This is a genomic window from Vagococcus coleopterorum (assembly GCF_011303955.1).
GTDB lineage: Bacteria > Bacillota > Bacilli > Lactobacillales > Vagococcaceae > Vagococcus_D > Vagococcus_D coleopterorum.
Genome location: NZ_CP049886.1, coordinates 640101 through 663753, shown reverse-complemented (window position 1 = coordinate 663753; position 23653 = coordinate 640101). Strand labels below are relative to the sequence as shown.

At 38.2% G+C, this 23653-nt stretch carries 23 protein-coding genes; 3 read left to right on the top strand and 20 right to left on the bottom strand.

Annotated elements, in window-relative coordinates; genetic code table 11:
* Positions 1–151: 151 nt before the first annotated feature.
* Entirely contained in the window at positions 152–586 is a 435-nt protein-coding gene (locus G7081_RS03395) for a GNAT family N-acetyltransferase (protein ID WP_166007407.1), read from the bottom strand.
* Positions 587–700: 114 nt separating this feature from the next.
* Between G7081_RS03395 and cls the strand changes: the two genes are divergently transcribed.
* On the top strand, positions 701–2236 hold the full coding sequence (cls, locus tag G7081_RS03390; RefSeq protein ID WP_166007405.1) for a cardiolipin synthase: 1536 nt from the start codon (positions 701–703) through the stop codon (positions 2234–2236).
* Between the two features lie 18 nt (positions 2237–2254).
* Positions 2255–2560, top strand: coding sequence for a hypothetical protein (locus G7081_RS03385; protein ID WP_166007403.1), 306 nt, complete (start codon positions 2255–2257; stop codon positions 2558–2560).
* 37 nt (positions 2561–2597) lie between these two features.
* Here the strand turns inward: G7081_RS03385 and mnmA are convergent, their stop codons facing one another.
* The 4 genes from mnmA to G7081_RS03365 all read right to left on the bottom strand — a co-directional run bounded on the left by mnmA (position 2598) and on the right by G7081_RS03365 (position 5827).
* On the bottom strand, positions 2598–3728 hold the full coding sequence (gene mnmA / locus G7081_RS03380) for a tRNA 2-thiouridine(34) synthase MnmA (protein ID WP_238786667.1): 1131 nt from the start codon (positions 3726–3728) through the stop codon (positions 2598–2600).
* Between the two features lie 140 nt (positions 3729–3868).
* A complete protein-coding gene (locus tag G7081_RS03375) occupies positions 3869–4210 on the bottom strand; it encodes a DUF1831 domain-containing protein (RefSeq protein WP_166007399.1) in 342 nt (113 codons plus the stop codon).
* 15 nt (positions 4211–4225) lie between these two features.
* Positions 4226–4603 (bottom strand): hypothetical protein, encoded by a 378-nt coding sequence (locus tag G7081_RS03370; protein ID WP_166007397.1) that lies wholly within the window; start codon positions 4601–4603, stop codon positions 4226–4228.
* A gap of 75 nt (positions 4604–4678) precedes the next feature.
* Positions 4679–5827, bottom strand: coding sequence for a cysteine desulfurase family protein (locus tag G7081_RS03365; RefSeq protein ID WP_166007395.1), 1149 nt, complete (start codon positions 5825–5827; stop codon positions 4679–4681).
* Between the two features lie 149 nt (positions 5828–5976).
* Between G7081_RS03365 and dhaS the strand changes: the two genes are divergently transcribed.
* Positions 5977–6534: a dihydroxyacetone kinase transcriptional activator DhaS gene (dhaS, locus tag G7081_RS03360; protein ID WP_166007393.1), complete on the top strand. Its 558-nt coding sequence runs from the start codon at positions 5977–5979 to the stop codon at positions 6532–6534.
* Between the two features lie 37 nt (positions 6535–6571).
* On the opposite strand, the gene dhaQ is transcribed toward dhaS, so the two are convergent.
* The 15 genes from dhaQ to G7081_RS03285 form a co-directional block, all read right to left on the bottom strand.
* A complete protein-coding gene (gene dhaQ, locus G7081_RS03355; RefSeq protein WP_166007391.1) occupies positions 6572–7564 on the bottom strand; it encodes a DhaKLM operon coactivator DhaQ in 993 nt (330 codons plus the stop codon).
* A 147-nt stretch (positions 7565–7711) separates the two neighbouring features.
* Complete coding sequence (locus G7081_RS03350) at positions 7712–8848, bottom strand: glycerol dehydrogenase (RefSeq protein WP_166007389.1); 1137 nt, start codon at positions 8846–8848, stop codon at positions 7712–7714.
* 50 nt (positions 8849–8898) lie between these two features.
* Positions 8899–9270 carry a dihydroxyacetone kinase phosphoryl donor subunit DhaM gene (gene dhaM / locus G7081_RS03345; RefSeq protein ID WP_166007387.1) on the bottom strand — a complete coding sequence of 124 codons (372 nt, stop codon included), beginning with the start codon at positions 9268–9270 and terminating at the stop codon, positions 8899–8901.
* On the bottom strand, positions 9270–9851 hold the full coding sequence (gene dhaL / locus G7081_RS03340; RefSeq protein ID WP_166007385.1) for a dihydroxyacetone kinase subunit DhaL: 582 nt from the start codon (positions 9849–9851) through the stop codon (positions 9270–9272). Before dhaL ends, dhaM begins: the two co-directional genes overlap by 1 nt.
* A 28-nt stretch (positions 9852–9879) precedes the next feature.
* Positions 9880–10869, bottom strand: coding sequence for a dihydroxyacetone kinase subunit DhaK (gene dhaK / locus G7081_RS03335; protein ID WP_166007383.1), 990 nt, complete (start codon positions 10867–10869; stop codon positions 9880–9882).
* 139 nt (positions 10870–11008) lie between these two features.
* On the bottom strand, positions 11009–11554 hold the full coding sequence (locus tag G7081_RS03330; protein ID WP_166008372.1) for a cysteine hydrolase family protein: 546 nt from the start codon (positions 11552–11554) through the stop codon (positions 11009–11011).
* A 23-nt stretch (positions 11555–11577) separates the two neighbouring features.
* The gene (locus tag G7081_RS03325) at positions 11578–12267 is read right to left on the bottom strand and encodes a 5'-methylthioadenosine/adenosylhomocysteine nucleosidase (protein WP_166007381.1); all 690 of its coding nucleotides are present in this window, start codon (positions 12265–12267) and stop codon (positions 11578–11580) included.
* A 19-nt stretch (positions 12268–12286) separates the two neighbouring features.
* Positions 12287–12562 carry a cell wall synthase accessory phosphoprotein MacP gene (gene macP, locus G7081_RS03320; protein WP_166007380.1) on the bottom strand — a complete coding sequence of 92 codons (276 nt, stop codon included), beginning with the start codon at positions 12560–12562 and terminating at the stop codon, positions 12287–12289.
* A 16-nt stretch (positions 12563–12578) separates the two neighbouring features.
* Positions 12579–13130, bottom strand: a complete 552-nt coding sequence (locus G7081_RS03315; protein ID WP_166007378.1) for an NUDIX hydrolase — start codon at positions 13128–13130, stop codon at positions 12579–12581.
* 122 nt (positions 13131–13252) lie between these two features.
* Complete coding sequence (gshAB, locus tag G7081_RS03310) at positions 13253–15541, bottom strand: bifunctional glutamate--cysteine ligase GshA/glutathione synthetase GshB (protein ID WP_238786660.1); 2289 nt, start codon at positions 15539–15541, stop codon at positions 13253–13255.
* Between the two features lie 127 nt (positions 15542–15668).
* Positions 15669–17117, bottom strand: a complete 1449-nt coding sequence (gene ftsY / locus G7081_RS03305; RefSeq protein ID WP_166007376.1) for a signal recognition particle-docking protein FtsY — start codon at positions 17115–17117, stop codon at positions 15669–15671.
* A 1-nt stretch (position 17118) separates the two neighbouring features.
* Positions 17119–17943 carry a Cof-type HAD-IIB family hydrolase gene (locus G7081_RS03300; RefSeq protein WP_166007374.1) on the bottom strand — a complete coding sequence of 275 codons (825 nt, stop codon included), beginning with the start codon at positions 17941–17943 and terminating at the stop codon, positions 17119–17121.
* A 31-nt stretch (positions 17944–17974) separates the two neighbouring features.
* Positions 17975–21547, bottom strand: coding sequence for a chromosome segregation protein SMC (smc, locus tag G7081_RS03295; protein WP_166007372.1), 3573 nt, complete (start codon positions 21545–21547; stop codon positions 17975–17977).
* Between the two features lie 25 nt (positions 21548–21572).
* Positions 21573–22280 (bottom strand): ribonuclease III, encoded by a 708-nt coding sequence (gene rnc / locus G7081_RS03290; protein ID WP_166007370.1) that lies wholly within the window; start codon positions 22278–22280, stop codon positions 21573–21575.
* 132 nt (positions 22281–22412) lie between these two features.
* Entirely contained in the window at positions 22413–23555 is a 1143-nt protein-coding gene (locus tag G7081_RS03285) for a trans-sulfuration enzyme family protein (protein WP_166007368.1), read from the bottom strand.
* Positions 23556–23653 lie beyond the last annotated feature (98 nt).

Below are 23653 nucleotides of genomic sequence, written 5' to 3'. Positions count from 1 at the left end.
TTTTATTCTTAATTACCTTCCTTCAGTTTATCCTAATTGAGAATGAATTTCAAATGATAAAACTGGCTTTTACCAAGCGATGTATTTAGTTTTAAGAAAAAAATAAAAAGCCCACTCTTTATAATGACTATAAAGAACAAGGCTATACGGTTTAACTTAATTTTAAATCAATATGAGGAATGTCATCTTCTAAATATTCTTCCGAAATTTCTACAAAACCAAAACTTTTATAGAAGTCCAACAAGTAAGTCTGACCGGAAATAATAATGTCTTTGTTAGGGAAGCGCTCATGCAATTCCGCAATCGTTTTTTCAATTAGTTTACGACCTAATTTTTGACTACGGTAGTTCTCCGTGACGAGAACACGCCCAAAACTAACCGTCTCTCCTTTGTCTAACAAACGAGCATAGGCCATCAGCTCCCCTGACTCAGACCACTGGCATAAATGCAGGGCCCCTTTGTCTGCTTGATCAATTTCTTGATAGGGACAATTTTGTTCTACCACAAAAACCGCCACTCTTTGTGCCATGATTTCCAATAATTGTCGTTGCGTTAAGTCGTTTATCTGGTAACAAGTAAAACTCATTTTTATGTCCCTCCATCACTTTTTTCTTTTTATTATACTATACTTTCATTTTGCGGTATAATCTTTGATACAATAGCATTATCTAAGACTAATAAAGGAGCTAAAAACTAGCTTATGATACTTTTAAAATTTTTAAAATTACTAACTCACCGGATCACCATTGTCGTGTTCTTATTACTTGTCCAATTGGCATTAGTATTTGCCTCAATCTATGTCTTCCGTGACTACTTTGTTTACTTCTACATCGTCAACTTCTTCTTATCATTGGCAGCCATCTTACATATTATTAACGGCCGCAGCAACCCCGCCTATAAAATCGCTTGGCTTGTTCCTGTGACAACCCTACCGATTATCGGTGTAGTCATCTACATCATCTTTGGTCGCTTACGTGTTCGTAAGAAATTCCATACTAAAATGGGACGTGCTTTAGAAAAAGAAAAAGAAGCTATCGCTAACACCGTGCCTGATTTAGATATTAACCAATTCGCACATACTAACGCGACAATCCAATCAACTTATCTAAAAGATAACAGTGGCATGCCAGCTTTTAAAAATACAGAAAGTACTTACTTGCCATTTGGCGAAGAAGCTTTTGCTGCTTTAAAAGAAGAATTAGAAAAAGCCGAGAAGTACATCTTCATGGAATACTTCATTATTGATGAAGGTAAGATGTGGGATGAAATTCTTGATATTTTAATTCGTAAAGCGGCAGCCGGTTTGGATGTCCGCTTAATGTACGATGACTTTGGTTGTTTATTAACCCTACCTGAAGGGTATCATAAACAAATTGAAAAATTCGGGATTAAATGCTCTGTCTTCAATCCTTTCGTGCCAGTCCTATCTTCTATTTTCAATAACCGTGATCACAGAAAGATTACTGTCATCGATGGTAAAGTCGCCTTCACTGGTGGGATTAACCTAGCAGATGAATACATCAACGAAATCCAACGTTTTGGTCACTGGAAAGATAACGCCATTATGATGCGTGGTGAAGCAGCTTGGGGCTTTACGATTTTATTCTTATCAATTTGGGATTTCCAACGTCCATCTGATGAACGTTATGAAGATTTTTATCCTGGCCCACAAAAAATCGAAGGTTCAAAAGGAGTTTATCAACCATACAGCGATAGTCCTTTTGACAATGAGACCCTTGGAGAAAATGTTTACCTTAACTTGATTAATCGTGCGGAGAAATACGTTTATATCACAACTCCGTACTTAATTATTGATAACTTATTAATGGAAGCTTTGTGTAATGCTGCGAAGAGCGGCATTGATGTCCGCATTCAAACACCTCATATTTCTGATAAAGCTTATGTTCACGCTTTGACAAAATCAAACTATGAGCAACTATTAGAATCAGGTGTCCGTATCTTTGAATACACACCAGGTTTCATTCACTCAAAAACCTTTGTGGTGGATGACTTATACGGAACAGTCGGCACTGTCAACATGGACTTCCGTAGTTTATTCTTACATGTGGAATGTGGCGTTTGGATGTATCAAACCGAAGCTATTCCACAACTTTACCAAGACTTCGTCGATACAGAAGTCCTTTGTGAAGAAATCACCCTTGAAAAAGCTCGTGACGTCCGTTGGATTACTCACTTAGTTCGTTCTATTTTAAACGTCTTTGCTCCATTGATGTAGTTGAAAGGAGACTTCTCCATGACTAAACTAAACCGTCGGATTTTAATGGTGATCTTACTTATCCTTATCGTTCCCATTTTGACACATCTTACACCAAAGTCCGCTCTTCGGACTAACTTGGTTACCTCTGGTCAAATAAAAACAGCTTTCACCGCGGATATTAAATACTTGGGCAAGACGGATGATGACGAATTAGCTTATGAGATTACCCCTATTACAAAACACAAACAAGCCGTGCATCTACCGGACCACTATCTTGTAAAAAAAGAATTATTTTATTATCTTGCTGAAGTTTGGGATCAAATGGATCACTTAACACCATAATAAAAAAGCTCTGTTCTTTCGAACAGGGCTTTTTATTTTAGATATATTGTCTTTCTTCATCACCATTAAAGGCGGCATCAATGATTCCGCCGCCAAGACATTCTTCACCGTCATAGAAAACAACGGCTTGGCCTGGGGTAATCGCACGAACAGGTTCATCAAAGATGACCGTCGCTTTTGTTTGATCACCTTCAGCAAATTTCACTGTCACCCCAACATCAGTTTGGCGGTAACGGAATTTCGCTGTGCATTTAAATTCAGCCGGACGTTCTACTTCTGTTGTGAAGTGAACTTGACTTGCTTCTAAGTGAGTACTGTATAACGTTGGGTGATGGAAACCTTGGCCAACGTATAAGGTATTGGTTTTTAAATCTTTCCCAATCGCAAACCACGGTTCTTGGCTGTCACCAGCGCTACCACCGATACCTAAACCTTGACGTTGACCAATTGTGTAATACATTAAACCAGCATGGTCCCCTTTGACAACGCCATCTTCCGTCATCATTTTACCAGGTTTAGCAGGTAAGTATTTGCTTAAAAACTCTTTGAAGTTTTTCTCGCCAATGAAACAAACACCTGTCGAATCTTTTTTCTTAGCAGTCGCTAAGCCAGCTTTTTCTGCTAAGGCACGAACTTCAGGTTTTTCCATGTGTCCTAGTGGGAACATGGTTTTCGCTAATTGCTCTTGTGATAATTGGCTTAAGAAATAAGTTTGATCTTTGTTATTATCTACTCCACGTAACATGTGAGCTGTGCCGTCCTCATCACGAACGACTTGTGCATAGTGACCAGTCGCCACATAATCAGCACCCATATCCATCGCGTAATCAAGGAAAGCTTTAAACTTAATTTCTTTGTTACACATCACATCAGGATTTGGCGTGCGACCACGTTTGTATTCATCTAAGAAATATTCAAAGACACGATCCCAATATTCTTTTTCAAAATTCACTGAATAATAAGGAATGCCGATTTGTTCAGCGACTTTAGCCACATCTTTGTAGTCTTCTGTTGCTGTACAAACACCATTTTCATCAGTGTCATCCCAGTTTTTCATAAAGATTCCTACGACGTCATAGCCTTGTTCTTTTAAAACCAAAGCCGTCACAGAGGAATCCACTCCACCACTCATGCCGACAACGACACGAGTATTACTGTTGTCTTGCATATGCTGCACCATCATTTCTTTCAGATTCTGAAATAGCTACGATTTGAAGGTCGGATTTCAGTCTGTCTTATTATAAGCTCTTTTGCGTTTTTTTTCATCCTTTTAAGACAAATAAAAAAACGGCTTTTCAGCCGTCTCTTTTACGCTTCTACTTTTTCAAAACAACCACGGTCAATCATACCATCCATTAGGAAGTAGAATTTGTCTTGGTTCATTTTAAATTTATCATTATCAAACAGGTTAATGGCTTTTAAGCCATTAGCTGTTGTTGCTGACATTTTAAATGCTTTGATATCACTTGAAACCGTGATTTTTAGTTTGAAGCCTTGTTTACTTTGAGGCGTCGCATCTAAAGGGCGAACCAGTTGGTAATTACCTGCCTTGGTTTCTGTAAAGCCATTATCTTTCAACGTAAATTTCTTCGTGTCAGCTCCTAATTTGTAACTAACAGGACAGCCTAAGATTGTTGCTTGCTCCTTCATTGATGTTCCTCCTTATTATTTTGCTAAATCTAAAACAGTTTTTGTGATCATTTTTGTTAAATCAGCTGGATTAGATCCAGTTGCAACTTTTGTTTCTTTCGACCCAATCATCCCACCTGTTAATTGACCTAATTGTTTTTGTAATTTAGCTTGATTCTTTTGTTTAGCAGTTGGGAATAATCCTTTTTGCAATTTTTCTAGTTGTGATTCTTCACTTGGGAAGACAATTTCTTTAATGTTTTCCACGTTACCAATTTGTTTTCTAACACTTAATGGTAAAGCTGACATTAAAGCTCGTTTCATCAACCATTTATTCATCGGGCTTTGTTCACCCTTTTTCTCTTTTTTCTTAAATAACATTCCTACTACTTTAGTAATCATCCACGTTGGCATAAACTTATTTCTCCTTTTCCTAACAATAGCCTTTATTATACAGCTTTCTGAGAAATTCGTCTAATCTAACGTAGGTTATTTAGATGTCATTCGTTCTTTAATTTTCACTAGTTCAGCAACCAAGGTGGCTACTTCCTCATCTGTATTTCCTAGTCCAAAACTAATTCGAATGGATTCTAAGGCTCGTTCTGTTTTTTGACCAAACATCGCTTCTAATACGTGAGATGGTTGGACAGCTCCTGCTGTACAAGCTGATCCCACAGAAATGGCAATGCCTGCTAAATCTAATTGCATTAACACTTGTTGATTCGGTAAGTCTTTCAGCCAAAGATTGATGACGTGACTACTTTTCAATGAACTTGTGCCATTGATTTCAAACTCAATACCGGCATCGTGTAATCCTGTTGTCAGTTTCGTTTGTAATTCTTGGTAACCTTGGCGACGTTGCTCTTTTGTTGCCTCATCTAATAGTTTCACCGCTTCAGCAAAACCCACAATCCCAGGAATATTTTCTGTCCCTGCACGCTGTTGCGTTTCTTGTTTACCACCGGTTTGCATAGCCGGCAAATGAACCCCTTCGCGCTGGAATAACATTCCCACACCTTTGGGACCATTAATTTTATGAGCAGATGCCGACAACAAATCAACTGCCACTTCATTAACGTCAATCGTTTCTAAACCAAAAGCTTGAACGGCATCCGTATGGAAATAAGCTTGATGGTCTTTTAAGACTTCGCTAATTTCTTTAATCGGAAATTGTACACCAGTCTCATTATTAGTCCACATTAAGCTGACTAAAATCGTATCCGGTCGCAAGGCTTTTGCAACTTGTTCTGGTGTAATATCCCCTGTTTCCGATACATCTAAGAAGGTCACATCAAAACCCTCTTTGCCTAATTCTTTCATGGTATCTAAAACGGCTGGATGTTCCACATTAGAAGTAACCAGATGACGACCTAAATGCTGACGACTTTTGGCGGTTTGACGAATAGCAAAGTTATCACTTTCGGTGCCACCACTAGTAAAAATAATCTCATCTTCCTTTGCATTGATACTTGTCGCAATTTCTTGGCGCGCTTTATTTAATAAGGCTTTAGCCGTGCGACCCGTTTGGTGAACACTTGAAGGATTGCCATAGACGTGACTCATGACTTCTGTCATCTTTTCAATAACAGCTGGAGCAATTGGTGTTGTGCCCCCATGATCAAAATAAATAGTTGGCATATGATTGCCCCCCTTTCTGTTACTATCTCTTTGTTAGTATAACTCATGACCGGCTAGCTGACAAAAGGTTATTCTTGAAATACCAAGCTTTTATGGTTTATTTACATTTATCGAACATGATATAATAAAACTCTAAAGGAGGGTGTCCCATGCAAGAGTCATTAATCACAAAAAAAGTTATTGCCTATTCATTAAAAAAAGTCATGGAAACGACTCCCTTCCAAAAAGTATCGATTAGCCAAATCATGGAACAAGCTGAAATTCGTCGCCAAACTTTTTACAATCACTTTCAAGATAAATATGAATTGTTAGATTGGATTTATAAACAAGAGATTTCTGAAAATATTAGCGACTTCCTAGATTACGAAGAGTGGGATAAGGTGATTTACCGTATCTTGGCTTACTTCGAAAAGAACCAAGTCTTTTATCGCAATGCCTTAGCTATTTCTGAACAGAATTCTTTTGACCAATCCTTTTACAGCCACACTCAAGGCTTACTAGCGACGATTATTCGTGATATCGCTAAGAAGAAAAATGTCACCAAAGATATTGCTCTTTTAGCTTACAGTGCTGAATTTTACAGTCACGCCTTTGTTGGTATTACTAAAACTTGGATTTTAGACGGCTGTAAAACCCCAACCCAAGAATTAGCGGATGAAACCGTGGCGGTTTTAGTCGCTTCAATTTACGGCTTGCTTGAATCATAAAAAAAAGACCCAGCTAACTGAGCTGAGTCTTTTTTGTTTACCAACCGTAACTATCCGTTGGTTTATTTAAATAGGCTAACCATTGATCATCTTTGATTTCTAGAATTGATAATGACACACCTGCCATATCGATAGAGGACATAAAGGTCCCGACTTTTTTGTAAGCTACTTCGACTTCTTCTAACATCAACAATCGACGAACATCATTGGCAAAGATTTGCAGTTCCATTAAGGGCGTGCTACCTAAGCCATTAACCATCACAGCCACTTTCATATCTTTGCGCCATTGGTAATGAGTTTTTAATTTATTGATTAACTCATTAGCTAATTGTTCTGAAGAATGTAACGGTTCTTCACGATAACCGGCTTCACCATGAATCCCAATCCCAAATGAGATTTGATCATCGGCTAGTTTAAATTGGGAGTCGTTTGTTCCTGGAATAACACCTGGCGCTAAGGCTACACCTAACGTATTAATACTTGCCACCACTTCTTCGCCGAGAGTTGCCAATGCTTCTAATGATTGACCCTCTGTAGCGGCTGCTCCTAAAATCTTGTGCACAAAAATTGTCCCCGCCACTCCCCGACGACGCTTCTTGAAATTTTCTTTATCAATAGAACAGTCATCGTTCACAATCACATGGCTGACTTGATGGCCTTTTTCTTTTGCCAAGGTTTCAGCCGCTAAAAAGTTCTCAACATCCCGTTCAAAATTTTTAACGATTAACAAAACTCCTTGTCCTTGATCGGCAGCCTCTATTGCTTGAAGTATTTCAGCCGGTTCTGGCGGCGTGAAAATTCCACCATTAATACTGGCTGCTAACATATTTTCGCCAACATAACCTGAATGGGCTGGCTCATGACCAGTCCCACCACCAGAAATAACTGCTACTTGGTTAGTTTGACGTTCTTTTTTGATAATAATGCCTGTTTTAGGGAGACGTTCTAAACGGTCATCATTTGCAAAAATAATGCCATTTAAAACTTGGCTCACTGTATCTTCAGGTCGATTCATGATTTTTTTATTCATCAGATTCTCCACTTTTCTATCGAAACTCTATTGCTTAGTCAGGTCTTCCTGCTCATTAAGTTTACCATAAAAGCTAATTTTGGTCTTTGGAATTAACTAAAAACACCTTCAAAACAAATCGTTTCAAAGGTGTCAGGTTGATAAGTATTAAGCTTGGATAGCTGCTTTGTAGTCGCTACCGATTTTATCTGCTGCCATAATAGCTGCTGCTACGGCTTCCACTTCAATTGGGAATGGCATAGAGTGAATTGATTCTTCTGGGATACAGGCTTTTTCAGCCACTTCCATTGCTTCAGCAAAGGTAATTGATTCTACTCCGATGTCAGCTAGACAAACTGGTAAGCCAACTGATAGACAGAAATCTAAGACTTCATGTAATTCAGCTGTTTCAGCATTTTCTAATACTAATTGACAGATTGTACTGAAGGCAACTTTCTCACCGTGGAAGAAGTGATGTGTTCCTTCTAAAGCTGTTAACCCATCGTGAATCGCATGAATCGCTGCTAAACCACTACTTTCAAATCCTAAACCTGATAATAAGATATTTGTTTCAACGATGTTTTCTAAAGCTGGAGTGACTAAGTTATTGTCACAAGCAATTTTAGCGTTGTAACCATTTTCTAGTAATGTTTCGTAACATACTTTTGCCATAGTGTAAGCAGCAATTGTATTTTTAGCAGGTTTTGCTTCGCCTGTTAAGACACCACAAGGTAAACCAGCGTTGACGTTTGAATATGAGTTAGCTGTTGCGCGCGCTTCAAACATTGTTGATAAGGCATCACCCATACCAGCTACTAAGAAACGAGTTGGTGCATTAGCGATGATTGTTGTATCAACCATTACCACACTTGGGCTTTGTTTGAAGTAAGCATAGTCATCAAATTCACCTTCTGGCGTGTACATAACTGCAGAGTGACTTGTTGGAGCATCTGTTGCAGCAATTGTTGGCACGATGATTAAGTGTTCACCTTCAGCTACACATTTAGATGTATCGATGGCTTTACCACCACCAAGACCAATAATACAGTCTGTTTGATTTTCTTTAGCGATTGCTTGTAAACGAGCAATTTCTTCACGTGAACATTCGCCACCGAAATTACTTGCCACAAATGTTACACCAAATTTTTCAGCTGTTTCGTCTAATTGTGTTTGCACACGTGCGATATCATCTTTGTGAGCAATTAATAATGCTGATTCACCAAACGTTTTAACAAAGTAACCTAAATTCAATAATTCATTTTCACCTTGAACATATTTTGTTGGACAAATAAATGCTTTTCTCATCTTAACTTCCTCCTCATTTTTTATGCTATTTATATTTTACTGCTAATAAACTATTTAACTTTTAAAGCTTGTAATTGTTCATCGATGGCTTCAAAAGGCGCACCTGCTTGTAATAAAGCGGCAGCTGTATACGCACTTTCAACAAAAGCTGTATCGTATAAAACAACTTCTTTATCCGTCACTTCCATTGCCATCTCTAAGTTCATTTTCGCACTGCCTAAATCATAAAACGCTAGAATTTTTTCGCCTTCGTTGGCTTCAAAAGCGGCTTCGATTTTATCAAAACTTGTACCGACTTCATTGTCATCCGTTCCACCAGCAATTGTGATTGAGACATCTTTCGCTACTTCATTTAATAAACGATTAATTCCAAAAACTAATTCGGGTACGTGTGAGACCATCACCATTCCTAATTTTGCCATTAGTTGTTTACCTCCGCTTCAATCATTGTTGTGAATAAGTAACCACTTGAAACTGCACCTGGATCTAAGTGTCCAACTGAACGTTCACCTAAGTAAGAGGCACGGCCTTTTGTTGCTTGGATAGCTTTTGTTTTTTCAACGATTGCTTCAACAGTTTCCGTTGTTAAATCGCCAGCTTTTAATGCTTCAATAACTGGTAACCAGGTATCAACCATTGTTTTTTCACCGGCCTCAGCTTTCCCACGTTTTTGAATGCCTTCAACACCAGCTTCTAAAATTGTCACTAAATCTTCTGAATCTTTAGCTGCTTTAGCCATACCGATGAATGCTGATCCGTATAAAGGACCTGATGCTCCACCGACTTTGCTGACTAACGTCATGCCTGCTAATTTAAATGTATCAGCAATTGTTTCAGGATTTTTTTCTGTCATAGCTGCTTGCATTTCAGTTGTACCGCGAGCCATGTTCATACCGTGATCGCCGTCACCAATTGCACCATCTAAATCACTTAAATACGCTTTATTTTCATTTACTTTAGTTGTAAATAATTCTAACCAATTTTTGACATTGTTTAATTCCATTGTTCAATCTTCCTCTCTTATCTACTGCCTACCAGGCAATTGTTGTGACATTGTGATCTAAGTTTTCTAACCAGCTGTCCTCTTCAATGTGAATCATTGATAGTGATAAACCAGCCATATCGATTGCTGTCATGTAATCGCCGACTTTTTTGAAGGTTACATTTAAGCCATCAGCTTCTAGTAATTCTTTCACATCATTCATGAAAACAAATTGTTCCATTAAGGGTGTCGCACCTAAACCATTGACTAAGACACCGTATTGGTCGCCTGCTTGCCAGTTGAATTGACCTTTTAATTTGCCAACGATTTCTTTCGCTAACTCTTTACTTGGGGCAACTTTTTGACGGCTATAACCTGGTTCACCGTGAATTCCGACACCGAATTCTAATTCATCTTCAGCTAATTCAAATCCTGGGTGACCAACTTCAGGAACTGTCGCACCTGATAACGCCACACCTAATGTTTTGATATTTGGCACAATCGCATCGGCTAATGCTTTTATTTCTGAAAGACTAGCTCCCTTATCAGCGGCTGCTCCTAAAATTTTATGAACTAAAACGGTTCCGGCAACGCCACGTTTACCAGCTGTGAAAGTACTATCTTCAACAGCGATATCATCATCTACGATAATTGTTTCTACTTCGATGTCTTCCATTTCAGCTAAATCTTTAGCCATTTCAAAGTTCATCACATCGCCTGAATAATTTTTAATAATTAACAAGACGCCGGCACCTTGATCGGCTTTTTGAATTCCTTCAAAAATTTGATCGGGTGTTGGTGACGTAAAGACTGGGCCACAAACTGCCGCATCTAACATACCTTGTCCCACAAAACCTGCATGAGCTGGTTCGTGACCACTTCCGCCACCGCTGACTAAACCAACCTTACCAGCTTTCATTTCCTTGTTTAAAATCACTCCGCTATCATCTAAGCGAGTTAGTAAGTTGCTATATGCATAGACAAGACCATTTAACATTTCATCTAAAACGTTTTCTGGTTGATTAATAATTTTTTTCATCTTGTTCACACCTTTCTTCTTTATAAATCCATCATACTTTGGAAAGGCTTTCATTGTAATGGACAATTTTTAAAATATGTCCGCTTCATGACATGACAACAAAAAAAAGCCAACTCCTAAGAGTTGACTGTTCATCATTTTATAAAACGGTAGCACCTAAGGTATTTTTAAAATGTCCGAGCGCCCATTGATGTCCCACTGGGTCAAAACTTTGAACTCCATTTTCATGAACCACAATTTGATAGCCTAAGTTATAGGCATCAATCGCTGTATGAAGCACACAAATATCCGTACAGACACCGACTAAATGAATTTCTTGAATCCCCCGTTCACGCAAACGAATATCTAAATCCGTCCCGCTAAAGGCTGAATAATGACGTTTATCAATCCAATAAACTTTGGCATTATCTTTATTGGCTGCGTAGACATCTGCTAATTTACCATATAAGTCACGACCACTTGTGCCGTTAACATTATGTGGTGGAAATAATTTATTCTCTGGGTGATACTGATCACTTGGATCATGACCATCAATGGCAAAGACCACATAATCTTCTTTAGCAATAAATTCCTCTGTCAAAGAAACAATTGCAGCTTCAACTTCTTGACCTGGTTTACCTGTTGTTAAGGCACCGTCATCTGCTACAAAGTCATAAGTATAATCAATATTAATTAAGGCTTTCATCATTATCAGCTCCATTTGATTTTTTATAAAGCACCGACTAAAGCAATCGTCATTTCCGCAGACTTACGGCCTGCTTCTAAAATAAATTCATCAAAATTAACACTTGCTTCTTCGTCTCCCACATCACTCATGGCACGAATCACCACAAAAGGCACTTCGAACTGATGTGCCACATGGGCAATCGCAGCCCCTTCCATTTCATTGGCAAGAACCTCTGGGAAATAAGATTTAATTTCGGCAATTTTTTCTTGTTTATTCACAAAAGTATCTCCTGTGACAATCAAACCTGTTTTAGCGGCAAGATCTTTTGCAGTTGCCGCTTCTTTGGCTTTAGCAACTAAGTTTTTGTCGGCTTCATAATATAAAGGCATGCCTGCCATTTGGCCCATTTCATAACCAAAAGCTGTCACATCTGCATCAAAGTAAGCTAACTTGTCTGAGACGACCACATCCCCAATCGCTAATCCTTCACCAATCCCGCCAGCTGATCCTGTATTAATCACTGCATCTACATCATAATGACTAATTAATAATGTTGTTGTCACTGCGGCTAAGACTTTTCCAATCCCTGATTGAACAACTACTACTTCCTTATCTCCTAGCTTTCCAGCAATGAATGTGGCTCCTGCTTCTGACCACTCTTGACAGTCTGTCATTTCTTGACGTAATAAACGTAACTCCTCGGCCATCGCACCAATAATTCCAATTTTCACTTAGCGTTCCTCCAATTATTTAGAAATAAAAGATTGCAATAAAGACAATCACCAATAAAATACTCACCGCTAAAATCGCTTTATTTAAAAAGCTTGATAAGCGTGCAATCCGTTCTTGTTCTTCTGAACGACTAACCTCTAACGGTTTGTTTTTCTTTTTCTCACGACTAAAGAACTTTTTGATTTTTTTATCCTTTTTAGTAAATTCTTTTTCTTCAACAGATTCTGTCTGATTTAAAATTTTATTTAATTTTTGACGATCGGCACGGGTCATTCTTTCTTCTGGTTGTGTCATTTGAACGCCTCCTCGGCTAATTATTATTTAATCGGCTTAGTTGCCAATATTGAATGGCAATAATGGTTTTACCATCAGTAATTTTTCCTGTTTGAATCGCTTGTACCGCTTCTGCTAATGTCCATTCATGTTGAATAAATAATTCATCTTCATCAGCTGGTAATGGATTATCAACTTTAACTAAATCACCTGCTTCAAATAAGTGTAAGACTTCATTAGAAAAGCCCGGTGATCCTTGAAATGAGTAGACTGGTTTAAGCCAACCTGGTCGCATGCCAGTTTCTTCTTCCAACTCTCTAGCAGCACAAGCGATTGGTTCTTTATCTTCAATCTCTAATTTCCCAGCTGGGATTTCAATTAAGGTTTGCTCTAGCGCTTTCCGATACTGTTCCACTAAGATAATTTTATCTTCTGGTGTAATCGCTAAAATCCCCACAGCCCCACGATGTAAGATTAATTCTCGCGTGCTTTCCTGTCCTGAAGGCAGAGAAACTTGATCAACAACTAACTCTACGACATGGCCTTTAAAAATTTGTTCGCGTTTGATGGTTTTTTCTTCAAAATCCATAACCCTCATCCTCGTTTCAGCTATTTCTTTTATGATACCTTTTCCTAGGTTTTTTTTCAATGAAAGGCCGCCAGCTAAACTCTTCCTTAATAAATAAAAAAGAACCTACAACGTAGGCTCTTTTATTTTTTTAGTTCTGGAAATAATAAATCTAAGACGATTGTACTCAACCGTTCTCCTGGTCCTTCAAACGGAAAGGCATGCATGTGCATAGCAGGATTAAAGTTTGCTTCAATAATACCGTAAGCTTGATAGTCATTTTTATCAGCCGGTACATTGATATCCGGAATAATTAAATCAATGCCACTCACTTCTGCACCCAAAGCAACTACCGCTTGAGCAGCAATGTCTTTATAACATTGTGGCATCTCTTCTGTTAAATCAATCGAATCGCCACCGGTACTAACATTTGAATTTTCTCGTAAATAAACAATCTCATCTTGTGCTAAAACCGTGTCAAAATCGTAGCCTTGCTCTTTCAACATAAGCGCTTCTAAATCACCTGTTTGAATTTTTTGTAAGGGCGCACGGTATTGCTGACCACGTAATGGATTTTTATTTTTCTCTGCCACTAATTCACGAATAGTTGCTGTCCCATCCCCTTTAACATTGGCAGGGATTCGTAACGTGATAGCTTCTGTCTGGCCATCAATAACGAAGAAACGATACTCTGTCCCCTCAATAAAATCTTCCACTAAAATGTCACTATCTTCACGGAAAGCTAGTTCTACCGCCTCTTGATAAGCTGCTTCACTTGCCCCGTCCTTAAAAATAGAAATTCCCAAGCCATAGTTAGTTGATTTCGGCTTAACAACAATTCCACGATCAACAAAATAACCGTAATCAGCATTTGCTGATTCAACATCACCATATTCTTTACCACCAGGAACACTAAAGCCGGCTTCGGCTAAAACTTTTTTAGTGACCGTTTTATTTTCCATCATTAAGGGCACCACGTAGTTATCCAAACTTGTCATGTTGGCATTTTTTACATACTCAATATGATCCTGATAACTTAGTTTTAAGAATTGATCACGACGATCTAAAATTTCAACATTGATGCCCTTTTGGAAACTATCAAAGATCATCATTTGCGTTGATAGTTCCATATCATCAAACCCAGCTAGTTGATAAGATTTCTCCCACGCTTGAGCTTGATAGGTATTACCTAGTTCAACAGCCATATCGCATTGAGTTAAGCCACTATTATAGTGAGTTAACATTTGACCTGCTAATGTTTCTTCAGGCTTAGCCATTAAACTTTGGTATTTTTCGATTGCTGTTAACACTGTTTCATTGGCACCAATCGCTTTGGCCATGCCTAACCAACCTGCCAACAATTCTAGACCTTCGGCTTTTTGACTTGTTTGCGTTAAGGGATTTTCTAAAGCCACTTGGTTATTAAGAGCTTCCCCTTTGTGTAATAACTCATCGGCATCACAGTCTTCATTATCTAGCCATAACATGTACATTAAGAAGTAGTGTAGTAACTCCACTTGTTCTTCAGTGATTCCATAAGGAGCGAAGGGGTTGTTATCGATGTTACGAATTTCAATGTACCCCACACCTTTTTCAGCAATCTCTGCTACCGTTTTCCCACCACGCAGACGGACAGCTGAATAAAATTCTTTTTCTTCTGAAATCGCTCCATTAGCAACTAAGCGTTGAATGCTTTCAGCATAATCTTTAATCGAACGGTATGACACGAATACCGATTCATCATTGGTATAACCAAAGTTACTATTACGAATACTACGAACTGGCATGTCTGGCGCATTTTTACCACAGTCAGAGAAATAACCTCGCTCCGATTGCGGAGCAGCTCCCATTAAATAGGTAATTAACCAACGGTAACGTAAATAATTACGGGCTACTTTTAAATAAAGTTCTGTACGGAATTCACGGTAATCTGATATTTCTGATTGATCAGCAAATAATCGCTTAACCAAAATTGGATCAAACTCAAAGTTATAGTGAATCCCACTCACCATTTGCTTACGTTTCCCATAAACTTTGGCTAGATGTTCGCGATAAGCCACGTCTTTAGGATTATCTAACTTAGCAATTTGGATGTCTTTTTCATCTTGTGGTAAAACTGGTGGCATACTTAACGGCCACAACATTTCCCCTTCAGGCAATGAGCGACGAACCACTTCATGTAAGCCAGCCAAATAAGACATCACCTCTTCAGCAGATGTCGTCACTGGTGTAATAATCTCTACTTGTGTTTCACTAAAATCTGTTTGAATTGTTGGATGGAATGTGCGATTTCCAAAGATATTTGGGTGAGCCGTCTTTGCCAATTCACCATCTAAGTTCACACGTTGGCTTTCTTTTTCGATTCCTATTTTAGCGCCCTTAAATAACGAGCTAAATTGAATTTCCGATAACTTTTCTTGCATATTTTTCATTATAAAACTCCTCAACTGTACGTTCTTTACTAGTGATAAATTATATCATTCATCTTCTAATAATGCTTATATTTGAACTGGGATAACGAACAAACAAAAAAAGCCCCTAGATAATAGGAGCTTTCATTTAATCTAATAAACCTTTAAACAAACCTTGGACATAAGCTTCTGGTTTGAATGGTTGTAGGTCATTAATCCCTTCACCTAAACCAACTAGTTTCACAGGAATTTGTAAGTCATTACGAATCGCTAAGACAATTCCACCTTTAGCTGTGCCATCTAATTTAGATAGTACTAAACCTGAAACATCGGTTACTTCTTTAAATTGTTTCGCTTGAACCATGGCATTTTGCCCCGTTGTCGCATCCAAGACTAGCAACACTTCATGTGGAGCATCAGGAATTTCCCGTTGAATCACACGTTTAATCTTTTCTAATTCATTCATCAAGTTAACTTTATTTTGTAGACGACCTGCTGTATCCACTAATAAAATATCCGCTTCTTGTTCTTGAGCTTTCTTAACCGCATCAAAAACCACAGCTGCTGGATCGCCACCAGCTTCACCACGAATGACCTCTACTTGGGCACGTTCTCCCCAAACAACTAACTGATCAATCGCTCCAGCACGGAAGGTATCCGCTGCTGCCATTAAAACTTTTTTTCCTTCTTCACGGTACTGATTGGCTAATTTACCAATGCTTGTTGTTTTACCAACACCATTAACACCTACAAACAACATCACTGTTAATCCATCTTTTTGGATGTTTAACTCATTGTTTTCCGTCGTACCATTCGCTTCATAAACTTCAACTAATTTGTCGATGATGACACGTTGGACATCTTCTGATTTCTTAGCATTTTGTAGTTTAACTTCTTGGCGCAATTCATCAGTAATTCGCATCGCTGTTTCATAACCCACATCTGCAGTGATTAATGTTTCTTCAAGATCCTCAAAGAAATCTTCATCTACTGTACGGAAGTTGGCCATTAATTCGTTGAAGACTTGTGAGAATGAGCGACGTGTTTTTTTCAAACCTTGGGACATTTTTTCGTCAGGAGAAATTTCTTCAACCTCTTCAACTTGTGGTTCAGCTTGTGCTTCTTCAAGCGTTTCTGAGTCATCTTCATTGTCTGTCACAAGTTCTTCTTCAGTTTGTTCTGTTTGTTCTGTTTGAACCTCTTCTAATTTTTCAGTCAAGACTTCTTGGAACTCCTCAGATTTCTCTTTGATTTGTTCTTCCATCTCTTCTTTTTTAGCTAGTTGCTCATCTAATTTATCAGCTAATTTTTCTTGTTTCTCAATATTTTTAGCTAATTCATTTTGAACTTCTTTTGATTCTTCGACTTGTTCCGAAATATCTTTACCTTTTTCAAGGCGTTTTTCAATCTTTTCTTGTAGTTCCTCTTGTTCTTCTAATAACTCTTCAAAGTCTTCACGTAACTCTTCTTGAGTTTCTAAGTTATCTTCAATTTTATCTTCAATCTTATTTTGTTTCTCTAAATCTTCTTGAAGTTCATCACGTAACTCATCGACTTCATCTTCTTGTTTCTTTTTAAACATTTTGAAAAATCCCATGTTAAGCCTCCTTATCTGCTAGAACAAATTTTTCTACGGCTAATGCCACACCATCTTCTTCATTTGTAGCGGTAATGTATTGTGCATCTTTTTTAAGTTCAGCCGTCCCGTTTTCCATGACAACACCTAAACCAACAAAACGAATCATCGCTTGATCATTTTCTTCATCGCCTAATGCCATCATTTCTTCCGGTTGAATACCCAATAAGTCACCTAAACGACGTAAGCCATCTGCTTTTGAGACACCTTTTGGCATAAATTCAAAGATTGCTTTTCCTGAACGAACAATACTATATTGCTCGTGATACTCCGCTGGAACTTTTGGTAGCAACTCATCAATCTTTTCTTCTGAAATAGCACAAACTGCTTTATTAAACTCCGTATCATTTGGTAATTCTGACAATTCAACATCAACAAAGTTTAATAGAGGGTTTAACTTATGATACCACGATGGGTTGCTTGTAGGTTGTGGTTGGATTTTTAAAACTTTGGGACCCGACACCACATCTAAAGGAAAAACTAACTCTTGGCTTAATTGGTAAATGTTTTCGATATCAGCTTTTGTTAATAAGACTTTTGATAAAATTTCACCTGTATCATTTCTTTGAATCAAACCACCATTGAAGGTAACCGCAAAGTCACCTTCTTCTACTAAACCTAATGTTTCTAAATGAGGTAAAACAGAGTTTAATGGTCGGCCTGTACAAAGGACGACTTTCACCCCTTGCTGTTTAGCAGCTTGTAAAGTTTTGATATTCTTCTCTGAAATCGTTTTATCATCTTTTAATAACGTTCCATCTAAATCAATCGCAATTAATTTAATCATTAGTTATCCCTCTTTCTCGCTTCCTAGTTACCTATTTGGCAATATCCCCACGGTCATTAATATCTTCTAAACGAACTGAAACAATCTTAGAAACGCCTGATTCTTGCATGGTTACCCCATATAAAACATCAGCTGCTTCCATCGTTCCTTTACGGTGAGTGATTACGATGAATTGTGTATCATCTTCAAACTTACTTAAGTACTGACCAAAACGTGCAACATTGGCCTCATCCAAGGCTGCTTCAACTTCATCTAGGACACAGAATGGCACTGGTCGTACTTGAATAATTGAGAATAATAAGGCAATCGCTGTTAAAGCACGTTCCCCACCTGACAATAGACTTAAACTTTGTAGTTTTTTCCCTGGTGGTTGCGCGACGATTTCGATTCCGGTATTTAACAAATCATCTGGATCTGTTAATTGTAAGTCGGCATAGCCACCACCAAACATTCTTGGGAATGTTTCTTGGAATTTCTCACGAATTTCACCAAAGATTTCGCCGAATTTCTCTTTCACTACTTCGTCCATTTCATTCATCGTACTGAATAGACTATCTTTCGCTTCTAATAAATCATCGCGTTGCGTTGTTAAGAAGCCATAACGTTCGTTCACCGATTCAAATTGTTCAATCGCACCCATGTTAACTGGTCCTAAACGATCGATTTCTTGTTTGAATCCTCGGATTTGAAGTTTACCTTCACCGATTTCAACGGTTAACGGATATTGTTCTTTACCCGCTTCGTAAGACAAACTATAGTCTTCTTGCAGGCGTTGTAGAGCATTATCCATGCCTACTTCAGAACGACTCTTAATGACTTCGGCTTGTGATTTTTCACCTAACAAGTCTTGATAACGTTTGTTAGATTCAGTCAACTGATCGTCCAGCTCAGTAATCTTCGTTTGAACTTCTTCACGTTCAATTTTCAGATTAGCCAGTGACTCTTGCAATTCAACTTTAGTTGTTTGTAAGGTTGTCATTTTGGTTTCAATCTCATCTTGCGTCATCGCGTGATTTGATTGGTCATCTGTCAACAAACGTAATTGTTCAGCTAAGTTGTCCGCTTCGCGTTGCGCTTCATCACGCTGGGCTTTTTTACTACTAATCAATTGGTCTAAATGACTTTCTTGTTCAGCAGCAACAGCTAGGACAGCTTGTTGTTTTTGCAAATCAACTAATGTCGCTTCACGTTTTTGAGCATTGACTGCTTCTAATTCATCAGCATGTGACATTTCTTCATCTAACTGATCACGTTTTTCAGTTAAATCAGCTAAGGCTTTTTCTAACTCAGCTTTTTGTGATTTATAGTTATCTAAGAAACTGTTTAACCCTTGAGACTCATGGTCAAAGGCTTTTAATTCACGTGCTAATTGACTACGTTCTGAACCTAACAGTTCAAGTTGATTTTTCAACTCTTGTTCTTTCAGACGACTTGTTTCACCTTGTTCACGCAACTGTTCTAATTGACGGTCCGCTTGTTGGACGGCTTCTTTCAATTGACGAACTAAGACTTCACGTTCTTTTAGCTCAACTTCCATCTTAGCAACTTGTTCTGTTAAGGTTTGAAGTTCGCCCGCTTGTGAGAATAAGTTTCCTTGGTTGCCTTTACGCGTTGCCCCACCAGTCATCGAACCACCTGGGTTCATTACGTCTCCTTCTAAGGAAACAACACGGTATTTATAACGGACTTCTTTAGCTAATTGGTTGGCACTTGCCAAGTCTTTCGCTAAAATTGTCACCCCTAATAAATTAGAAATGACAGCACGAACTTTATGATCAAATTTAACTTCTTCACTTGCAATGCCAACAAAGCCGGGAACTTTTTTCAAACCAGCCACAACATCAGCCGGGATGTGACGTTCTTTAACTGTTGATAATGGAATGAATGTGGCACGACCCATTTGTTTTTTCTTCAAATAGGCAATTGCCGAACGACCAGCAGCTTCATCTGCGACAACCACATTTTGAGCAGCAGCTCCTAAAGCCGTTTCGATTCCTAATGCTAATGATTTTGGCACTTCTATCAATTCGGCAACGGCTCCCACAACACCAGATAATTCTGATTTTGCTTTTAAGACCGCACGGACACCTTGATAGAATCCTGCATAGTTCTCTTGTAGCTCTTGTAAACTTTTTTGACGAGCTTTGGCTTGTTGCAAGATACCCATGGCATCATACATTTGTTTTTCTTTAGTTGTTAATTCTTGTTTTTGCGTAGTTGTTTTTTGTTGCAGACTTAAATAAGCTGACTGCATCTCAGTTAACTTTGCTTGGTGTGTTTCTAAATTTGTTTGAGCTTTTTCTTCACGTGTTTCTAACTCAGTGTTTTTCGTCACTAATTGTTCATGACGACCCATGGCTGATTTATTCTTTTGTGATTCTTGCTCATATTGTTTTTCTAAATGTTTTAAATCATTATTAGCACTTGCTTGGCTTTGCATTAACTCCACGTATTCACTACGTAAGTCTGCTAAGCGATCTTTGGCTGATTGGCTGTATTTTGTCACTAACGTTTCTAATTCAGATACTGTAGCAACAATAGCTAGTTTTGACGTTTCTTTTTCTTTTAATTCAGAAATCAATCCTTGGCGTTCAGCTTCATACTGTTCAATCTTCGTTTGTAAAGCAGCTAAATTAGCTTGATACTCACTTGTATTTTTTTCAGTATTTTGGCTACGTTCTAGCAAGACATTTTTATGGCCTTCTGCCTGTTCATAGGCTTCTGTAGCAGTTAGTAATTGTTGCTGATCTTGGTCTAACTTGTGATCTAAGTTATTACGTTTATCACGTAAATTAATCAATGTGCGCTCGAAATTAGCAACTGAATCAGCGACTTGGCTAATTGTTTGGTCGATTTCTTTTAAGGCAGCATCTTTCGCTTCCCATTGCTCTTTTAATTCATCAATTTCATGAACGGTTACACTGACATCAACACTTGTTAACTGTTCTTTTAATTGTAAATATTTTTTAGCTGTTTCACTTTGCTCACGTAAAGGTTCAAGTTGTCCTTCTAATTCATAAACGATATCTTGAACACGGTTTAAGTTATCTTCTGTTTCAAACAACTTACGTTCCGCTTGGGTTTTACGTTGTTTGTATTTTAAAACACCTGCCGCTTCTTCAAAAATCCCACGACGGTCTTCCGGTTTACTGTTAAAGATAGCTTCAACTTTACCTTGAGAGATAATCGAGAATGATTCTTTCCCTAATCCAGAGTCCATAAATAAATCGACGATATCTTTCAATCGACAACTTTGTTTATTAATAAAGAAGTCACTTTCTCCCGAACGTTTCAAACGACGAGTCACACTGACTTCGCTAAAATCTAACGGTAAAAAGCGTTCTTCGTTGTCCAGAACAACCGTTACTTCCGCAATGTTTAACGGTTTACGTTTTTCTGTTCCGGCGAAGATGATATCTGGCATTTTGCCCCCACGTAAGCTCTTAGCGGACTGTTCACCTAATACCCAACGAATCGCTTCTGTAATGTTACTTTTACCACTTCCGTTTGGCCCAACTACTGCGGTCAAACCACGGTCAAAATCAATGACTGTTCTTTCTGCAAATGATTTAAACCCTGCAATCTCAATTCTTTTCAAATACATCGTTGTGCAAGACTCCCTTCCTAGCTTAGTGTTTAGCACTGCTTTCATTTATTTTTTTAATTGCGGCGGCCGCTGCGGCTTGTTCCGCATTCTTTTTCGACTTACCTGTTCCTGTGCCAATCACATCACCTGAAACACTAACTTCAACGAAGAACTCACGCTCATGAGCAGGTCCTTCTTCTGAAACTAATTGATAATTGATGGCAACATCACCATTACGTTGTAAAATTTCTTGCAACGCTGTTTTGTGATCCATCTCATGTGAAAAAGCACCAGATTCGATTTTTGGAACAATCACTTGGTGGATAAAGTTATCCGCCGCGTCAAACCCTTGATCCAAATATAAAGCGCCTAAGAATGATTCAAATAAATCACAAAGTAAAGCTGGACGTTTCCGACCATTGGAGTTTTCTTCCCCTTTACCTAAACGGATGTATTGATCGAAACCACATTCTTTAGCAAATTTTGACAGACTATCTTCTCGCACAATTGCGGCACGCATTTTTGTTAGCTTACCTTCTGGTAATTCTGGAAACTCTGCGTACAAGTACTGTGAAATCAATAGTTCTAAGACTGCATCTCCTAAAAACTCTAGGCGTTCGTTATCTGTCAGCTCTAAATATCGATGCTCATTGACATAAGATGAATGAGTGAAAGCTTGTTCTAACAATGTTTGATTTTTAAATACAACTTGAAACTTTTCTTTTACTAACACTGCTAATTCTTCCAACATCTTCATCAGTCCTTTTCATTTCTATTTACACTCTTCCTATTATACTTGTTTTGTTATGTTTTTAAAACGTTTATCCCTAATTTACAGCAAATAAAAAAACGGTCCTCATAAGAGGAACCGTTTAAAATTTAATTATTTTACTTTAGCTAATGCTGCTTCTAAATCAGCTAATAAATCTTCTGTATCTTCAATCCCACATGAGAAGCGTAGTAACCCTTGAGTCACCCCTTGTTCTTGACGTTCCTCTTCAGAAATACAAGCGTGTGACATTGTTCTTGGATAAGAAACAATTGATTCAACTCCACCTAAACTAACTGCGATAATCGGTACATTTAAAGCAGCAGAGAAGTCTGCAACAGCATTTTCATCAGCTAATTCAAATGAAAGTACCGCTCCACCATTAGCCGCTTGGCTCATGTGAACGTCGTGGTTAGGGTGCGACGCTAAACCAGGGTAGAAAACATTTTTAACTTTCGGATGTTTCGCCATGTATTCAGCAATAGCTGTCGCGTTTTGAACACTTTTCTCCATACGAATACCCATTGTTTTCATACCACGTAAGATTAACCATGAGTCTTCAACGCCTAAAATACCACCAAATGATTTTTGATAAACTTTTAATGTCGCTGCTAACTCTTCATCATTTGTTGCAAGTAAGCCAGCCACCACATCACTGTGTCCATTTAAGAATTTAGTCGCACTTTCAATGACCATATCAACACCCATTTCTAATGGTTTTTGATAAAGTGGTGTCATGAATGTGTTATCTAAAGCAGTCATTAGGTTGTTTGCTTTAGCAATTTCAACCATCGCTTTAATATCAGTAACTTTAAGTAACGGATTTGATGGTGTTTCAATATATAACATTTTTGTATTAGGTTTTACAGCTGCTTTTACCGCTTCAATATCAGAACAATCTACAAAAGACGCTTCGATGTTGTAGTTAGGTAAAATATCGTTTACGAATTGACAAGTTCCACCATAAACTTCTAAAGGTAAAATGACATGTTCACCAGCTTTTAATAACATTAAGACAGTTGAAATAGCTGCCATTCCTGATGAAAAAGCAAAACCAAATTTAGCTCCTTCAAGAGTTGCAATACCTTCTTCTAACGCCGCAACGGTTGGGTTACCAAAACGTGTGTAAGTGTAGTCTTGCGTGCCTAAAATTTCTTTTTGGTTGAAAGTTGATGCTTGATACTTCGGAATTGATGCTGCTCCTGTAAATTGATCAACTACTGGATAGCCATGTAATAATTTTGTGTTATCTAACATTTTAAAATCTCCCTTCAAGTTTGCACTACTATAAAATACAAAAGCCGATGAGGTTCCCCTTCATCGGCTAATTTTATCTTGCATTAGTCGGTGAACAC

Coding starts and splice junctions, on each gene's coding strand:
- G7081_RS03395 (WP_166007407.1), bottom strand. CDS start 586: ATGAGTTTTACTTGTTACCAGATAAACGACTTAACGCAACGACAATTA.
- cls (WP_166007405.1), top strand. CDS start 701: ATGATACTTTTAAAATTTTTAAAATTACTAACTCACCGGATCACCATT.
- G7081_RS03385 (WP_166007403.1), top strand. CDS start 2,255: ATGACTAAACTAAACCGTCGGATTTTAATGGTGATCTTACTTATCCTT.
- mnmA (WP_238786667.1), bottom strand. CDS start 3,728: ATGCAAGACAACAGTAATACTCGTGTCGTTGTCGGCATGAGTGGTGGA.
- G7081_RS03375 (WP_166007399.1), bottom strand. CDS start 4,210: ATGAAGGAGCAAGCAACAATCTTAGGCTGTCCTGTTAGTTACAAATTA.
- G7081_RS03370 (WP_166007397.1), bottom strand. CDS start 4,603: ATGCCAACGTGGATGATTACTAAAGTAGTAGGAATGTTATTTAAGAAA.
- G7081_RS03365 (WP_166007395.1), bottom strand. CDS start 5,827: ATGCCAACTATTTATTTTGATCATGGGGGCACAACACCAATTGCTCCA.
- dhaS (WP_166007393.1), top strand. CDS start 5,977: ATGCAAGAGTCATTAATCACAAAAAAAGTTATTGCCTATTCATTAAAA.
- dhaQ (WP_166007391.1), bottom strand. CDS start 7,564: ATGAATAAAAAAATCATGAATCGACCTGAAGATACAGTGAGCCAAGTT.
- G7081_RS03350 (WP_166007389.1), bottom strand. CDS start 8,848: ATGAGAAAAGCATTTATTTGTCCAACAAAATATGTTCAAGGTGAAAAT.
- dhaM (WP_166007387.1), bottom strand. CDS start 9,270: ATGGCAAAATTAGGAATGGTGATGGTCTCACACGTACCCGAATTAGTT.
- dhaL (WP_166007385.1), bottom strand. CDS start 9,851: ATGGAATTAAACAATGTCAAAAATTGGTTAGAATTATTTACAACTAAA.
- dhaK (WP_166007383.1), bottom strand. CDS start 10,869: ATGAAAAAAATTATTAATCAACCAGAAAACGTTTTAGATGAAATGTTA.
- G7081_RS03330 (WP_166008372.1), bottom strand. CDS start 11,554: ATGAAAGCCTTAATTAATATTGATTATACTTATGACTTTGTAGCAGAT.
- macP (WP_166007380.1), bottom strand. CDS start 12,562: ATGACACAACCAGAAGAAAGAATGACCCGTGCCGATCGTCAAAAATTA.
- G7081_RS03315 (WP_166007378.1), bottom strand. CDS start 13,130: ATGGATTTTGAAGAAAAAACCATCAAACGCGAACAAATTTTTAAAGGC.
- gshAB (WP_238786660.1), bottom strand. CDS start 15,541: ATGAAAAATATGCAAGAAAAGTTATCGGAAATTCAATTTAGCTCGTTA.
- ftsY (WP_166007376.1), bottom strand. CDS start 17,117: ATGGGATTTTTCAAAATGTTTAAAAAGAAACAAGAAGATGAAGTCGAT.
- G7081_RS03300 (WP_166007374.1), bottom strand. CDS start 17,943: ATGATTAAATTAATTGCGATTGATTTAGATGGAACGTTATTAAAAGAT.
- smc (WP_166007372.1), bottom strand. CDS start 21,547: ATGTATTTGAAAAGAATTGAGATTGCAGGGTTTAAATCATTTGCAGAA.
- rnc (WP_166007370.1), bottom strand. CDS start 22,280: ATGTTGGAAGAATTAGCAGTGTTAGTAAAAGAAAAGTTTCAAGTTGTA.
- G7081_RS03285 (WP_166007368.1), bottom strand. CDS start 23,555: ATGTTAGATAACACAAAATTATTACATGGCTATCCAGTAGTTGATCAA.